This window comes from Microvirga yunnanensis (assembly GCF_025460875.1).
Map to the genome: position 1 here is coordinate 1 of NZ_JAMXFI010000107.1, position 14716 is coordinate 14716.

Below are 14716 nucleotides of genomic sequence, written 5' to 3' on the forward strand. Positions count from 1 at the left end.
TCTGCACAGCCGCCGCGATGAACGTCTCGCGGATTGTGCATTGGCTGGACGGATCGCCACGGGCCACAACGCGCGTGACACGCTTTGCCGCCTTGGCGCCGATCGCCTGAATTCGCCGACAGTATCTCACGTACATTCCCATGGCGCGCGGCTTTGTCTATCTGGCGGCGGTGGTCGACTGGTTCAGCCGACGGGTTCTGGCCTGGCGGCTGTCCATCACGCTGGAGGCCGCCTTCTGCATCGAAGCGGTGGAGGAGGCCCTGACCCGCTACGGCTGCCCTGAAATCTTCAACACGGATCAAGGAAGTCAGTTCACCAGCCACAACTTCACCAGTGTGCTGCTCAAAAACGAGATCGCGATCAGCATGGATGGCAAGGGCGCTTGGCGCGACAACGTCTTTGTCGAGCGCCTGTGGCGCAGCATCAAATACGAGGAGGTGTATCTGAGGGCCTACGATACTGTCGCTGAGGCCCGTACTTCGATTGCTCGATATCTGACCTTTTACAATGGCCGAAGGCCTCATTCGAGCCTTGACCGGAGCACGCCCGATCAGGCCTACTTCAATTCGCTGCCGCAACGCGCGGCAGCCTGACCCCGCAGACGCTCCACTTAGCGAACCGAAAACGCTGTTCAGACAAACCGAGCCACCTCAGTCTACAGGCATGGCACGTCCCTGACCGGTGCCGGAAGTTCACGAGAGGCTCGGCTCTGGTTTCAGCGCTTTGATCTGCGTCTCGCCGACGATGCACTCAGTTGAACTTGAGAACGCCCTGATCCGGTACTGGCGCTCGTGCGAGGTCTCGGGCAGCACCTGGACGATCACGTAGGTGCTGGGATTGGCTCCCCTGGGGTGGGCTGGCAGAACCGTCTGACCAACCTGGAACTTGTGCGCCATGGAACACCTCGCCTCGAAAACCGCACCGGTACTCGCGCTTGGACTGAACCTATGATGACAAATGGACGCTGGTCGAAGCTCCCCATAGAGACGTGAAGCCGCACAAATGCTCTGCGGCAAGACCAGCATTCAGTTGACGGCCACGGTTGCATTTTTCTTAACTTATGTAAACCTTTCGCTGAAACCGGAGCGCCTGCTACGGGTTGTCACTGACAACAAGTCAAACGGTTCCAAAGGTTTGGGGCAGCCGGAAGAACGCAATGGCTGCGGATTCACCAGACGAAGGCGGACCAAATTCCGCGAAGCCCAACGGCGGGACGAACAGCCCTTTTCGGGACGCGCTGACGCCAGCCGAGCTTGCTGCCGAGGTTGGACGATGGTTGCAAGTTCAGCACCCAGTGGCACTCGAAGAGGCGCTTCCGGACGAGCTTGCCTCCTTCATCCGTCAATTAGGGGAGCGAAAGGATGGAAAAGCTGAGTGAGACATCATTACTCCACGATGCCAGACGCCTTTGCACCACTGCCGATCATTGCGAGTAATCATCGTTCGGTGCAGGGCTGACAGAGACGCCAAGCTCCCGCTGCATCTGCTCTCAGGAGGATAGGAGTCCCATCAGCCCCTGTTCAGATATAACCGCCTATAAGTTGTCTCTGCTTGAAATGCACATGATTGGTGCGCAGATGATCGAGGTCTGCCATCCCCTAGAACTCCTCCAGCACGCGCATGCCTTTGAGCACTGGGCTGCCTGTCGGGAGCGTGCTGTGGCGAGGCTTGAGCTTAAGACCAGACAACTGGAAGATCAGCATCGAATGGCTGAGGCAAACCGCCTGCGGTCAGCGGCTCACTACCTGCGCCAAGCAGCGGTTCGCGACCGCCTTCACGCCGCTCAATTGAGACGAATGGTTTAGCTACAGGCCCACGGATTCGCTGCCCGCAAAGTCGTGCAGAACTCGCCGCGTACTGCATTTCACTTGAGATGTTGCGCGAGGTGCTTGTTCATCTCAAACATGCTGACCTTGTTCTTGCCTCCAAACACCGCCTGAAGCTTCTCGTCCGCCATGATCTCGCGCTTGTTTTGCGGGTTCTGGAGTTTGTGCTTCTTGATGTACTCCCAGATCTTGCTCACCGCCTCCGGGCGGGGCAGGGGGATTGAACCTACAATGGCAGCCAGTTCCGGCGACGGCTGTAACGGCTCAAGGAAGGCGGACGCTGGCTTATCAGCCGCACCCCCCGGTGCTTCCACCCAGTTGTCCGGTTTCTCAGGCGTTGAGTTCATCATGTGATCCTCCACCTTGAGCAACATCAGGAACGATCTCACATGGCAATTGCGGCCTGCGAGGGTTGGAGTGCGGCCAGCAGCATCCCGTCCGGGCCGAGATCGTGCCGGTTTTCCATCTGCAACATCGCTGCAAGCTGGGTGCGGGCTCGGTCGACCCGGCTCTTGAGTGTGCCCACTGCCACACCGCAGGCCGCCGCTGCATCCTCGTAGCTCTCACCTTGTTCAGCCACCAGGACGAGGGCGTTGCGTTGTTCTGGTGGCAGACGCGCTAGCGCCTTTTGAAGGTCCTGCAGCATCAGCCTGGCGTCCTGCTCAGGATAAACCATCAGGCGTCGGGCAAAGCCACCCTCTGGGTCTGCGACCTCGCATCTGTGCTTTCGATGCTCTGAGTAGAAGCTGTTGCGCAGAATGGTGAACAGCCACGCCTGCAGTTTGGTGCCGTGCTGAAAGTGATCCAGATTGGCCCATGCCCGCAGGATGGTATTCTGCACAAGATCATCACTCCGGACTGGATCGCGGGTGAGATGCAGCGCAAAGGCCCGCAGGTGCGGCAGAAAGGCGGAAAGCTGGTCTCGCATATGCTTCGAGCGGCGGCTCGCGCGGGCCTCCTCAATCAGAGCGAGATGCTGTGTATGGGAGAGGCGATGGATGTGACGCACCCGTATCCGCTTATGCCGTGCGGAGTGGCTGCGATCTGGTTCTTTGCGAGCGGGATAGTTGTGTTGGCGAGTGGCTTGCGTCATGGCCACGCTCCACCTTCGCGACAGCTTCACCATACACCTCCGGTTGCCGGTCAGCCAGTCCAATCACCCATTGGCCTGGAGACGCCTGATGGCTTGACCTCCTGCTGACGCAGGAGCAGCATCGGGCCTCCAAGCCTCAGCCCCAGGAGGCTGCCATGGCCGAGCATGATGACGATGTTGCCCTGATCCGCCGCTGGTTCCGCACGCTCCAGGTCTGCATTCAGACGGTGGATTTTGCAGGCTCACGCCCGCTCTTTGCTGATGACCTGATCACCTTCGGCACCTATGCGGCCTTCACGCTGGGACGTAGCGCTACAGAGAAGGAGCAGTGGCGAAAGGTCTGGAGCCATATTGATCAGTTCCGATGGCATCTGGATAATCTTCGCACCATAGTCTCAGCCGACCGGCTCACGGCAGTTGGCATGGCAGTGTTCGAGTCCACCGGCTACACGGAGGACGGCAAGGCTTTTAACCGACCTGGACGTGCGACCGTCGTGCTGGGTCGAAAGGCTGTGTTGGAAGATTGGGTGGCACAGCACACCCACGTGTCGCTCTTCCCTGGCACCCCCTCACGCTCCTTCGGCACCAAGCAAGACCACCCGCCTGCCTTGTAGGAGAGACAACGCAGCGGATCGAAGGAACTTGACGCTTTGGAGCACGGGGCTGAGTTGCAATGTCTGGTCAAGGGGGGGGCCCCCATGACCGAGCGAACCTACAATGTCCTGTTTCTTTGCACCGGCAACTCTGCCCGGTCGATCCTAGCGGAAGGCATCCTGCGCAAGAATGGCGCAGGCCACTTCATGGCCTACTCGGCGGGCAGTCAGCCGAAAGGCGCTGTGAATTCACTGGCACTGAAGGTGCTGGGCGACCACGGCTATTCTATAGACAGGTATCGCTCGAAAAGCTGGAACGAATTCGCGGCTCCGGGAGCCCCTGTGATGGATTTTGTTCTCACCGTCTGCGACAGCGCGGCTGGTGACGCCTGCCCGGTCTGGCCAGGACATCCCTCAATCGCTCACTGGGGCATCGACGACCCAGCCGCTGTCGAAGGTTCCGATGCCGAGAAGGAGCAAGCCTTCATTCGCGCCTTTGAGTTCCTGAAGAACCGGATTAGCACATTTGTCCACTTGCCACTGGCGACCCTTGATCGGTTCGCGATAGGAATCCGGCTTCAGGCCATTGGTCACCAGGAGGGAGCAAGCATTGTCCCGGCAAGTGGGCGGTCCTGCATCCCACATAAGCAGGGTTGAGGTGGAAGGCTCCGGTCTCATGAGCAAAGCTGGACTGCCTTGGGGGAGCTTTCTGGATTCAAGCCAGGACGGGTTTGGGCGTGAATGGCGAGCGCTCCACCAGCAGCACCCTGGCCACCGCACCAACCAACCGTAACTCAGCGAGAATGCGCTTCAGCGGTTCCGAAGCTGCTGCTTGCCGAGCTTCCTCCAACGTGTGGAACTCCAGCATGGTGAAGGTGTCGGGGCTTTCCTGATTGGTGGTACGGTACGCGACGAACGATACCGCTCCCGGCATTTTCAGAAACTGATCAATCCAATCCCACACATGCTGGTTGTAGTTGTTCCAGTTCTGTGTGTCGGATGGGCGGTCATACTGGAGCATGACATAAGCCATGGGTAACCTCCGGGGTATTTCTGGCCGCACTACAGGGCCTTCTACCCAGACTTGATCGCAAGCACGTAGATCACGACAACAGCAGCCATCAGCAGCAGCGCGATCAAGGTTGGGAGAGCATCACATGAAGCCCATGATCACCGCCCCACAAAACAAGAAGGCCAGTCCGGCAACCACGAGCGCTTGGCTTTCAAAGGAAACATAAGACCTTATTCTCTTGTGCATCATGGCATCCTCATCTCATGGAAGTATACGCTGACCTTGACAGCAAGGATATGTTCGTCGTCGGCTTTATTGCGCTTGGAGCCAACATCGCCGTTGGTTTTCGACTGGAGGCATAGGCGGGGTGCTGATTCCGATCGTTCAGGCGCGTCTAGTCATCAAAATGCCTGCGTCAGGTCTTGCTGGCGGAAGGAGGCGGGCTCGCGATCATTCTCACTTGATCATAAGACATTGACTTCTTTCTAACCCGAAAGCTGCTATGCTCTCCCCTTCCAGAAGAGGGAGGGTATTCGATGCCGCTTACCTCTATCACGCGACGAGCATCAGCCCTGGCGCTGCCATGTCCATGGTATCCTGCCGACCTGCTCCTCCAGCTTCAGAGCACCTTGGCGGCGCTGGCAGAACTCGACGTTCGCCACCAGATTCACCAAAAGCAGCTTCACGGGTGGGCAGGCCCCAAGGCGATCAAAATGCGCTACGCGGCCCAGCTTAGTGAGCGTTACCAGCGGGAGCGCACCCCCTATGTTCAGAGGCCGACTGAGTTACAGCATCTGATGGATCAGATGACGTTCCGCTATTAGCCTCGTGACCTTCCGACATTCACGTGAGACGAAATCAAGGAGGAGCACATGCACAATGTTCGATCCGCCGCGCTCGCAGGTCCTGGCCTGCTTGTCCTCTCATGGTCGCTGGCTCTGGCTCAGACGACCGCTCCAGCGACACCCCCTGGCGATCCTGCGGCAGCGCCTGCGGGCGGAATCGCCACGTGGTGGTGGATACTGTTGGCCATCGTGATCGCTGCTGTGGTTTGGTATTTCACCCGCAGGCGCACGAGCCTATAGGAGAGGCGAGCCACTCATGAGAAAGACGCCGATCAGTCCGATCCAGAAGGTGGTAAACTCGGTCTGGAAAGCCGTGCGGCTGCTGGAAGACCGGCCTGCACCGACTTCGAAGGTCAAGCTCCACGGGCGGCGCGGCTATGGCGACGGCGATATTCCGGTCCCGGATCGGACGCCTGACGGTGACTGATCTTAGGCTCATACGCGAACACGGAACGGCTGTATGCCTGAGAACACCTCGAACCCTGTGCCCTGCTGCGTTACCGACATCGGCCTGGGCCGCATCTTGTGGGAGTGGCATCAGGGTCATTGGATGATCGCTGCAAAGCCTGCACAGGTGCGCCACGACGCCGACCTCCACAGGTAGCTGACGCCATCCTCTCGAACAGGCACGACAGCGAGTCCATGTGGAACTTGCCCGATCTGAGGTGGGTTGGTTCTGTCGCCATTCTGCGCAGGAGGGTTTGTCATGACCCAGGCAGCAGAAACATCCGACACAAACACGTCCGTACATCCCCTCATCGAGAGCAGTCGGGTTGAGGGAACTCCGGTCTACAGCCTGCAAGGTAAGCACGTCGGCACCATTCACCACCTGATCATCGAGAAGGCGAGCGGGCGGGTGGTGTACGCGGTGATGAGCTTTGGCGGCTTTCTCGGGATCGGCAGCCACGAGCACACCATCCCGTGGGAAAAGCTCAAGTACGACACCCAGCTTGGCGGCTTCCGCACCGATATCACCCCCGAGGAACTCACTGGGGCTCCGGTGGTCTCCGGGGATGAGAAGGACTGGTGGGACCGCAGACGGGAGCAGGACCTGCACGACCACTGGAAGGTGCCGCCGTACTGGGGCTGGTAAGCGGTAAGCCGAGCTATCCCAGAGCAGCTTATTCTGCTCACGTAGGCTGGCGAGGGAGACAGCTACGAGGCTGCGGCAGTGAGCCAATGGCACATCTGTCCAACATGGCGACACATCGAGCCAACCGCCTCTTGGCAGCGCTCGAGCCTGAAGACTTTGCCTTGCTCGAACCACACCTGGAGATCATAGACCTGCACCGAAGGCAGGTACTCTACGAGGCAGGCGAAGCCATCCGCTACACCTACTTCCCGCATAACGCCGTCGTGTCGCTGGTCAATGTGCTGGAGGATGGCGGATCGGTCGAGGTGGCGGTGTTCGGACGGGAGGGCGTATTTGGTTTGATCAGCGCCCTGTTCACCCGCGAATCCTTCGGGCGCTACATCGTGCAGATTCCCGGAACGGCCTCGCAGGTCGAGATCGAGTGGCTGCGTGAGGCGGTCAATGCCTGCCCGCGCATGCGCCTGCTGCTGTACCGCTTCACCGAGGCGCTGCTGGCGCAGACCTTCCAGATTGTCACCTGCAATGCGGTTCACAGCGTGGAGGCCCGCTGCTGCCGCTGGCTCCTGAGCACGCATGATCGGGTTGAGCAGGACACTTTGCCGCTCACGCATGAGTTCTTGGCTGAGATGCTGGGAACTCAGCGCCCAAGCGTTAGCATCGTGCTGCGCACGCTCCAGAGGGCAGGCCTGATCCGCCAGCGCCGCGGCGGCATTGTCATCACGGACCGGGCTGGTCTCCAAGAGGCGGCCTGCGAGTGCTATGGCAAAATCCGCCGCAGCTATGAGCGCCTGCTGCCCCGCACCTACGCTCCAGCCGATGACGACATTGGCTCGACTATGTCGTGATATGGGCGATAAAAGGGCAGTTGTGGATAACATAAGTTAGGAGAAATTGGTCGTTCTGTAAGATTCCTCTCAGACAAATCGCTCCTCCCTCCGCATCTTTTCCCGCGCTGTACAACCAGATCCAGGGAGGAAAGCGATGGCCGACAATAAACCTTGCTCCGCGCAATCGGCCCAGCAGGTGGTCACGGCAAGGATGTATTCTCCTGACCTTCAACCGTTGCTCCAGTCGCTGCTGGGGACTTTGGCCGATATCGATTACGAGCACGAGCGTGAATGCGACAACATCAATGGCCGCATGCTGGATAGGAAACTGAAGATACGCCTGCTGGAGAAGCTTAAGCAGCACCACCGCCAGCGGCGCGAGCCTTACCTTCAGCAAATCGCTATCCTGCACGAGCGCATCCACCAACTCTCGCAGTAGGCTGCTCCAACAAGCGTTGGCCACACACAATGACGGACGAGGAGATTGAGGTCGTTGCCGAGGAACTGGCCAAGCTTGTTCGTGTCCCTTGGGCTCCTGGCTATAAGACCTCTCCTTTGCTGCACGTGCTGACCGAGTGCCACCGGGCTGAAGCCCGCGCGATCCTTGCGGCGCTGGATTGGATCAAGCCCGGTCAAAGTGGCTCCTGGTTTCAGGCTTTACGAAGCAATGAGCCCCAAGGGAATTCCTGCCAGGGTCGAAGCGGTGAAGTTCGCCCCGGGATGACGGTGATCTGTCGTCCTCCTGGCGATCAGCGTGCATACCCGTGCCGGATCATAGAAATCCAGGGAGAACGTGCCTACTTGGCTCCTATTCTCCGGACCTGCGTCGGCTGGATTTCCATCGAAAGACTTCAGGTCGCGGCGGAGGAAGAGGTCTCGGACATCTAATCCCTTGGACGTGTGCTTGCTGGAGAAGGATCAACGATGAAGATTGCAGTCGGCGATGAGGGCTGGGTTCACTGCCATCCTTCTGGCCGAGAGGCATAGGCTGACCTCTGAAGCAATGACTTGGATACGCATGGCTTCGTCCCTCAATTTAGCATAAACGTCGTATAGCGAAGCTCTTATTGTAAATTCCTCTATAGGTGAGGAAATTATCCGGCTGCGGCAGGCTAACTTATACGAAAGAGTTATGTCTTATGTCGGGTTGCAGACAGACAAGGGGTGCCTTGTTTAGTATTTCCCTGCGCACTTTCCGCAAAATATCTACTCAGCACGGCTGATATTTACCGGTTTCCTCATGCTGAGGTGGCCCGGAGCCGTAGCATAACTGATATGTGCTGAAGCAGGACAGTTTAGGGATGAACGTTTCTTGAGAATGGCACGCGCTGAGCTTTGGCGCCGGAATAAAGGTGCGGCTCAGCGCGACCCATCGAGGGCCGCTATGCAGAACCAACAGCACGTTTCGTCTGCTCTGAACCGCCTGATCGGCGGCGCGAACAACAGCTTCGATCTCCATGGTTTATGGCAGAGCACGTCGCGGACTCTGTCGAACCTCGACTTCGAGCATTTGCATGACGTTCAGCGTTTGGAGCACAGCAGAACCAATCCAGTGCTGAGGAAGCAGATTGTAGAGAATCTTCACCGCAGGCACCGCGAGCGGCGTCAGCCGTATGTGATGCTGATCGCCGAACTCCAGAAGCACCTACTATCAGTCGTACCGGACGATCTTCGAGCAGCAGGCTGATCGGTTCTATCGTTTCACCGGCTCATTTGCCCCTACGGGCCGGGACCTCAAGCGCCCTCAATGGGCGCATTTTTTTACCCGCTACCCGCTGTCTCTCCAGCACAGAATACACCGTCCGTCACAGCTTATATTGTTAAGCTTAGTCACCTGGAAATTGGTTCCGAGTGAACCTTCGGACCACGATTGGCGGACATCTTTCGTCGGGTAGCCGACAGACAGAGGTCGTGTCCCCTGTTTAGTTTCTGCTACTGAGGAAACTAAACAGGGGGCGCAGATGGCCGCGCGAACACTGACACTTGTTCATAGTCGCTCGTCCAACGCAGGCTACCCGACCGGGAGTCTCACTCCGACGATCCCAACGGCTCTGATCTGTGATAACTCCCTACTGCGCTCAGGGCTTCAACATATCCTGTCGGGAAGCCCCTTCGTCATTGTCGAGGCAGCATCGGTTGCTGGGTCAAGACGGTTCCAAGGGTTAGTTCCGGATGTTGCTCTGGTTCTGATTGAGGCCCGCCAGAATGCCGGTCGTGTGCTTGAGATCGTCAGGCAGGTGCGGGATCAGGCTCCGGAGGTTCGGATCGTTGTTGTGGCAGATCAATATGATTTCGACTTCATGAGGCTGGGACATGAGGCTGGCGTCAACGGCTTCTGTTTGATCGCAACTGGCCCTGGAGTTCTGATCAAGTTCCTTGAACTCGTCATGCTGGGCGAGAGTGTTTTGCCCTTTGAGATCCTGCGCTCGATCATGGAAGGGACATCCGACACTCGTAACCAATCGCTTCAAGACAGCGCAGGAGAGCCGAAGCGGCCTGATCTGAATACCTACAACCTCTCAGGAAAAGAGGTGCAGGTTCTGAATCATCTGAGGGATGGCGCTCCCAACAAAGTCATCGCCCACAAACTGGAAATCACCGAAGCAACCGTCAAGGTGCATGTGAAAGCCATCATGCGTAAGATTGGGGTATCTAACCGCACCCAGGCGGCCATGTGGGCGTCTCAGCGTCTGCCGAGAAATGGAGCAACGATTCTGGATGTCTGAGACATCGCCGATGAAGATTGCGGTTGGGGATCAGGTTCGCGTCCACTTTCATCCACCCGGTCCCTGGAAGAGCTTTTCCGAAGGATTGGTCAGCCGGGTGGATGTGCCACTCCGGAAGGGCGCTTCTTCGTGCTCGAAGTCCGGAATGAGGTCCTGCTCGATCAGCCGCACCGGATCAGGTCGGATTTCCACGACTACGTCCAGTATGAGAGCCGAAATGACTTCCCTGGCCGGATCGAGGTGCTCTCGACCGCAGGACAAGACGTGGAGAGGGAGCCCGCGTCCACTCCATTATCAGTCCTAGAAGCACCCGAAGGCTCCATGCGAGAGGCAGGCGAGCAGCATTTGGGGGGGCTGGATGTCTCCTCAGAAGCTAAGGTTGAGCCGGCATCTGAAGAAGGGGCTGGTCATGAACCAACTCAGGGCGATGTTGAGCCTCAGCCCGTCCGCACGCAGGGCGGTTTGCTTTCCGCACTGTTCGGACGGGAACGATAGCAGCAGCATGCCTTACTGGCTTGTGTGTCCGCAGTAGCCGCTTGTCTCGCTCTCGGCTGACAGGTGCGCCATAACCCGGTGCATACTCCGCAGCCATGTTCGACGGGACTGTTAAGCCGGTTGGCGCTGCGACCATTCCCGTCGCTATCGGTAAGGCAACAGCACCACGTCCTCAGTGCATCACCAGTGGCCCAGACAACACGGGATAGCCGGGATCCGCGTTGAGATGGATCAACGCGGCGCTTGAGGAAGGACCGGAGTGTCGGTTCACAGGCGGTCGGTGGCAGTGCAGGATCTCCGGACTGCCTGCGGAGACGGTCAGGATGGAACATACCTCTCGATGTTGCGGTCAGCCTAACGGCCAAGCCTGGCCCATCAGTTCACCTCAGAGTTCGCATCCGACATGCCCGCCGCAACACCCTCGTCCCAGGATCCGCAGAAGAATTCCACTCCGTCTACGACCTCCGCCCTGCTGGCCGCTGCGGCCGGCATGGTTCTGGTCCGCCTCGTGTCTGGAGGGAGCAGGACGACCACGAGACCTCCGGCTCGGGCACCTGGACGTACGGAGCAGACTGGCCGAGAGGCCGGAGCGCAGAACGCCAGCCAGCATGCCCCGGCGGCCGCTGCCTCGGAGCCCGGCAGGGGACGAGAGGCAAGCGCACCAACCGAGATCCCGGCCAAGGGGTGGGACATCCTGTGGCGGACCTACGAGGAATTCGGGCAGGATCGATTGATGGCGGTCGCCGCGGGCGTGACCTACTACGCCCTGCTGGCGCTGTTTCCCGCGCTTGGCGCCCTTGTCTCCATCTATGGCCTGTTTGCCGATCCGGCCACGATCCAGGATCACCTGACCGCACTCTCCGGCGTTCTCCCGGGCGGCGCGCTCGAGATCATCCGGGAGCAGGTGATCCGCATCGCCTCGGCGGGCGAGGGCACCCTGGGCTTCAGCTTTGTCATCGGTCTGGCGGTGTCGCTGTGGAGCGCCAACGCCGGCATGAAGGCGGTCTTCGACGCCCTCAACATCGTCTACGACGAGGAGGAGAAGCGCAGCTTCGTGAAATTGAACCTCGAGTCGCTGGCGTTCACGCTGGCGGCCGTCGCGTTCATTCTCCTGGCGCTCGCCGGGATCGTCGTGCTGCCGATCGTCCTCGACTTCGTCGGCTTGGGCAGCGGGATCGAATGGCTGCTCTCGCTGGCCCGCTGGCCGATCCTTATGGCCGCAGTGGTGGCAGGGCTGGCGGTGCTCTATCGCTATGGCCCGAGCCGCGACAAGGCCGAGTGGAAATGGGTCACGCCGGGCAGCCTCGTGGCGGCCGTGCTGTGGCTCGTCGCCTCGATGCTGTTCTCATGGTACGTGGCGAACTTCGGCAGCTACAACGAGACCTACGGCTCTCTCGGCGCGGTGATCGGCTTCATGACCTGGATCTGGATCTCGAGCATCGTCGTGCTGCTCGGGGCCGAGATCAATGCCGAGATGGAGCACCAGACTGCCAGGGACACGACCGTCGGGCCTGACCGTCCGCTGGGGCAGCGCGGCGCGACCATGGCCGACACCGTCGGGGCCGCGAAGTCGTGATGACCGCACCCGAGATGCGCCACGGCCAGCGTGGTTCCGTGGGCTTCCACAGTTCCTGCCGCAAGAGCCCTGGGTCTGCATTTTTCAGCAGCCCCGTTTCACATGGGTTAAGGCAGGCCCGGAGCGACGGGAACATGCTGTTCATTCGCGCGGGGTGGCCTTCGCCGCGGGCTCCCGAAGCCGCCCCGGGCACGGACCCGTCTGGGCCGCGCACCCGCAGCGGTCCTGGCTGACAGGGAGGCCAAGATCGACAATCCGCCTGGGCTGCGACCGCCTCTCCCATCTTCTTGCGTCAGAGGCGCTTGTCTCAGCTTCACAAATTGAGCCGTTTGACCGGATCATTCCGGAACACCGTCAGTGACGTGTGACCTACGGGTCACCACGGGCCCGTCGCCTCGCGACCGGGCCCGTTCCATGTCGGCCGTCCACTTGAGGTGATCAGGCAGACCCAAGGTCGAGTTCAGCCCCCTCACATGATCGCTCGCCTCGTCATCGAACAGTGGCTCACGTGCAGGTTATTGCCAAGGTTAAAGGATTGTACTCCGTTCGTGGTCCGTCTTGGCATGGTTTCTGTCCCTACCTGCGTTATTGTCGGGTGGAGTGCGATGCACGGTTTGCGGACAGCCTGCGATGAGGATCGCCTCGGTGACTTCAGTGCGTCTCGCGGCTGTCCTGACAGCTTGCGCGGCGCTGTTCCCTGACGGTGCCGAAGCTGCGCGGCTTCATTGCACCACGCTCTCGCACGTCAGGGCCAATGCCGAGGGGAGAATTGAGGAGGCCGACCCGTCCGACCCGTTTGCCTTGACATGGCAGACCTTCGATTTCGACACCGCGACCCTGATCCTCACCAATGCGCTTCCCGACAACGCAACATTCTCGCAGAAACTGCAGAAAGGCCTCCTCAGCACGAGCGAGTTCGTCGGCTTCTTCCGGATCGGCCCCTCGCCCATCGGAATGCTCCACATCAGCCTGTCGAGCACGCCCCTAACCTTCAGCCTCTACCGGATCCGGGACTTTCTGTCAGGTGTGTGCCGGCTGCCCGAAGAAGGGCCAGAGTGATCCAGACTACCCCTGTACGCTGAGGGCTATCATCACCTAACAACCGAACTATCGAGAGAAGATCGGTCCATCCGCTTTGTTTCGTCGCATCTCGCGTCCAACTCCGGGATCAGAGTAAGATCTGCTCCTGATTGAGCGCTCACGGAGTACGTAGCAGGAACATGCTCTCCACTAAGGTGTGTCGAGCAAGCCAAGGGCCTAATACGTTTTGGTTTAGGCGTCTGAGGAGCCATACAGCACCACGGACCCGTCGGCAGGAACGATGCGGCCACCCGGAAGATCCGCCCGAGCGAGTAACGTTGCTTCGAGGGCTTCGTGGCCAGGATTAGGGAGAGGTAGCAATGGGTTAACCCGATTCACGTCTAAGCACTTTGCCCAACACATGTGGTCAGGCTTCAGGCCCCGCGCCATCAGTTGTCGATCCGCTCTATCTTAGCGCTCAATTAGGAATACATCTTGCGCTGGCCCCTTCCTACCCTAGGCTCCCCTATCATGGTGCAGATGCCGTGCCTTAGGTCGGTGGCGGGCAGTCCAATATGGCTGTTATTTAGTCAAGTTGACAGTGCAATCTTGGCCAGGGATCAACTGCGGTTCTTCAAAAACACGTAGTCTGCGGAGTAGGCCACGCTCAGGAGCGCTCCGACCGCCTCACACGCCCCCGCGGCAACGCCGCCTTTCGTGTTGAGCCGTTGGATTGTCGTCACGCCGGTAAGTCTGCCGGTTCCGGCTTGCGACGCTGCCTCGAGCTTCAGCCATGGAATGTCTTGGGGCGTCGTGCCCGGAGCCCTCGCAACCACTCTGCCGACAACCTTGCTGCCGTCACCCAATTCCCAACTCGGACCGGCATAGTGCCAACCGACCGTCTTGCCATCCATGAGCAAGGTTGCAATCGGTTCGCGGAATTGCCACACGAGCTTTCCCTCCGAGTCGAGCTTGCAGTCATAGATTTGGGCACCCTCGGCGTGAAGCATTGCGATGAGCGTCTCACCAGGAGCGGCGATTGGGTCAGGTACTTGGGCGCTCGCCATCCACGGCACTGAGACAGGCAAGAGAACTGCAGCCACGAGGGCTGTGAGCTTTGGCATGTTCAAGGCGGTCACTCCCTTCGCCGGGCGGGCAGATCGGGGGCGCTGCCGATGAACACCCTCCGAAGCAGAAGGCGCTTCACCTATACCAGCTCGAGGACCGGCTGGCTCGGCTTGAAGCTGCCGGGCCCGCATGGTCGCGGAGACGAAACACTGGCTCGTACGACCTTGCGGCGGGCGGAAACGATAGGCTTCCAGCGCGACGCAAGCAAGTGCCACCGTCTGGTCGTGCGGACCTCCGGACCCGGATGGCGGGTCTTCATTTATGAGCCGGGCAGCAGTCTCGCCTTCAACGAAACGCCGCACACTTGGGACAAGGGCGCAGGTGAGGTCGTTATTGCGGAAGGGGGATGTCACATTAACGGCGAATACTACCCTGTTCTTGTCGAGGAAAATCTCGCGCGGAGGGAGATCAACGGCTTGGGCTGTGCAAAAACTGACCTCGTCGGGCAGCCCAACAGCTATACTCATTTAATGTGACATCCC

Annotated in this window: 19 protein-coding genes and 1 pseudogene; 14 read left to right on the forward strand and 6 right to left on the reverse strand. The window is 59.5% G+C overall.

Annotation, left to right across the window (positions count from 1 at the left end):
* Positions 1 to 125 precede the first annotated feature (125 nt).
* Positions 126 to 593: pseudogene (locus NF876_RS33280) on the forward strand (transposase); the annotation flags it as partial.
* 99 nt (positions 594 to 692) lie between these two features.
* Here the strand turns inward: NF876_RS33280 and NF876_RS33285 are convergent.
* The 3 genes from NF876_RS33285 to NF876_RS33295 all read right to left on the reverse strand — a co-directional run bounded on the left by NF876_RS33285 (position 693) and on the right by NF876_RS33295 (position 2919).
* Positions 693 to 896 carry a hypothetical protein gene (locus NF876_RS33285; RefSeq protein ID WP_262272433.1) on the reverse strand — a complete coding sequence of 68 codons (204 nt, stop codon included), beginning with the start codon at positions 894 to 896 and terminating at the stop codon, positions 693 to 695.
* A gap of 968 nt (positions 897 to 1864) precedes the next feature.
* Positions 1865 to 2176 (reverse strand): SWIB/MDM2 domain-containing protein, encoded by a 312-nt coding sequence (locus NF876_RS33290; protein ID WP_262272464.1) that lies wholly within the window; start codon positions 2174 to 2176, stop codon positions 1865 to 1867.
* Positions 2177 to 2211: 35 nt separating this feature from the next.
* A complete protein-coding gene (locus NF876_RS33295; RefSeq protein ID WP_262272434.1) occupies positions 2212 to 2919 on the reverse strand; it encodes a sigma-70 family RNA polymerase sigma factor in 708 nt (235 codons plus the stop codon).
* A gap of 155 nt (positions 2920 to 3074) precedes the next feature.
* Here NF876_RS33295 and NF876_RS33300 point away from each other — a divergent pair, with 155 nt between their 5' ends.
* Both NF876_RS33300 and NF876_RS33305 read left to right on the forward strand, forming a co-directional pair.
* Positions 3075 to 3533 (forward strand): YybH family protein, encoded by a 459-nt coding sequence (locus NF876_RS33300; RefSeq protein ID WP_262272435.1) that lies wholly within the window; start codon positions 3075 to 3077, stop codon positions 3531 to 3533.
* 84 nt (positions 3534 to 3617) lie between these two features.
* A complete protein-coding gene (locus NF876_RS33305) occupies positions 3618 to 4169 on the forward strand; it encodes an arsenate reductase ArsC (protein WP_262272436.1) in 552 nt (183 codons plus the stop codon).
* 58 nt (positions 4170 to 4227) lie between these two features.
* On the opposite strand, the gene NF876_RS33310 is transcribed toward NF876_RS33305, so the two are convergent.
* Positions 4228 to 4545 carry a DUF1330 domain-containing protein gene (locus tag NF876_RS33310; protein ID WP_262272437.1) on the reverse strand — a complete coding sequence of 106 codons (318 nt, stop codon included), beginning with the start codon at positions 4543 to 4545 and terminating at the stop codon, positions 4228 to 4230.
* Positions 4546 to 5060: 515 nt separating this feature from the next.
* On the opposite strand from NF876_RS33310, the gene NF876_RS33315 reads away from it, so the two are divergent.
* The 8 genes from NF876_RS33315 to NF876_RS33350 all read left to right on the forward strand — a co-directional run bounded on the left by NF876_RS33315 (position 5061) and on the right by NF876_RS33350 (position 10015).
* Positions 5061 to 5348: a hypothetical protein gene (locus NF876_RS33315; RefSeq protein ID WP_262272438.1), complete on the forward strand. Its 288-nt coding sequence runs from the start codon at positions 5061 to 5063 to the stop codon at positions 5346 to 5348.
* A 277-nt stretch (positions 5349 to 5625) separates the two neighbouring features.
* Complete coding sequence (locus tag NF876_RS33320; protein ID WP_262272439.1) at positions 5626 to 5796, forward strand: hypothetical protein; 171 nt, start codon at positions 5626 to 5628, stop codon at positions 5794 to 5796.
* A 279-nt stretch (positions 5797 to 6075) separates the two neighbouring features.
* Positions 6076 to 6462: a PRC-barrel domain-containing protein gene (locus NF876_RS33325; protein ID WP_262272440.1), complete on the forward strand. Its 387-nt coding sequence runs from the start codon at positions 6076 to 6078 to the stop codon at positions 6460 to 6462.
* Positions 6463 to 6623: 161 nt separating this feature from the next.
* A complete protein-coding gene (locus NF876_RS33330) occupies positions 6624 to 7307 on the forward strand; it encodes a Crp/Fnr family transcriptional regulator (RefSeq protein ID WP_315975102.1) in 684 nt (227 codons plus the stop codon).
* 136 nt (positions 7308 to 7443) lie between these two features.
* Entirely contained in the window at positions 7444 to 7728 is a 285-nt protein-coding gene (locus NF876_RS33335; protein WP_262272442.1) for a hypothetical protein, read from the forward strand.
* 29 nt (positions 7729 to 7757) lie between these two features.
* Entirely contained in the window at positions 7758 to 8177 is a 420-nt protein-coding gene (locus NF876_RS33340; RefSeq protein ID WP_262272443.1) for a hypothetical protein, read from the forward strand.
* A 496-nt stretch (positions 8178 to 8673) separates the two neighbouring features.
* Entirely contained in the window at positions 8674 to 8976 is a 303-nt protein-coding gene (locus NF876_RS33345; protein WP_262272444.1) for a hypothetical protein, read from the forward strand.
* A 274-nt stretch (positions 8977 to 9250) separates the two neighbouring features.
* Positions 9251 to 10015, forward strand: a complete 765-nt coding sequence (locus NF876_RS33350) for a LuxR C-terminal-related transcriptional regulator (RefSeq protein ID WP_262272445.1) — start codon at positions 9251 to 9253, stop codon at positions 10013 to 10015.
* Positions 10016 to 10063: 48 nt separating this feature from the next.
* Here the strand turns inward: NF876_RS33350 and NF876_RS33355 are convergent, their stop codons facing one another.
* Positions 10064 to 10207: a hypothetical protein gene (locus NF876_RS33355; RefSeq protein WP_262272446.1), complete on the reverse strand. Its 144-nt coding sequence runs from the start codon at positions 10205 to 10207 to the stop codon at positions 10064 to 10066.
* A gap of 706 nt (positions 10208 to 10913) precedes the next feature.
* Between NF876_RS33355 and NF876_RS33360 the strand changes: the two genes are divergently transcribed.
* Both NF876_RS33360 and NF876_RS33365 read left to right on the forward strand, forming a co-directional pair.
* Positions 10914 to 12086 (forward strand): YihY/virulence factor BrkB family protein, encoded by a 1173-nt coding sequence (locus tag NF876_RS33360; protein WP_262272447.1) that lies wholly within the window; start codon positions 10914 to 10916, stop codon positions 12084 to 12086.
* 645 nt (positions 12087 to 12731) lie between these two features.
* Entirely contained in the window at positions 12732 to 13145 is a 414-nt protein-coding gene (locus NF876_RS33365) for a hypothetical protein (protein ID WP_262272448.1), read from the forward strand.
* A 581-nt stretch (positions 13146 to 13726) separates the two neighbouring features.
* Here the strand turns inward: NF876_RS33365 and NF876_RS33370 are convergent.
* On the reverse strand, positions 13727 to 14230 hold the full coding sequence (locus tag NF876_RS33370; protein WP_262272465.1) for a DUF3455 domain-containing protein: 504 nt from the start codon (positions 14228 to 14230) through the stop codon (positions 13727 to 13729).
* A gap of 51 nt (positions 14231 to 14281) precedes the next feature.
* Between NF876_RS33370 and NF876_RS33375 the strand changes: the two genes are divergently transcribed.
* Positions 14282 to 14710, forward strand: coding sequence for a hypothetical protein (locus NF876_RS33375; RefSeq protein ID WP_262272449.1), 429 nt, complete (start codon positions 14282 to 14284; stop codon positions 14708 to 14710).
* The last annotated feature ends 6 nt before the right edge of the window (positions 14711 to 14716 follow it).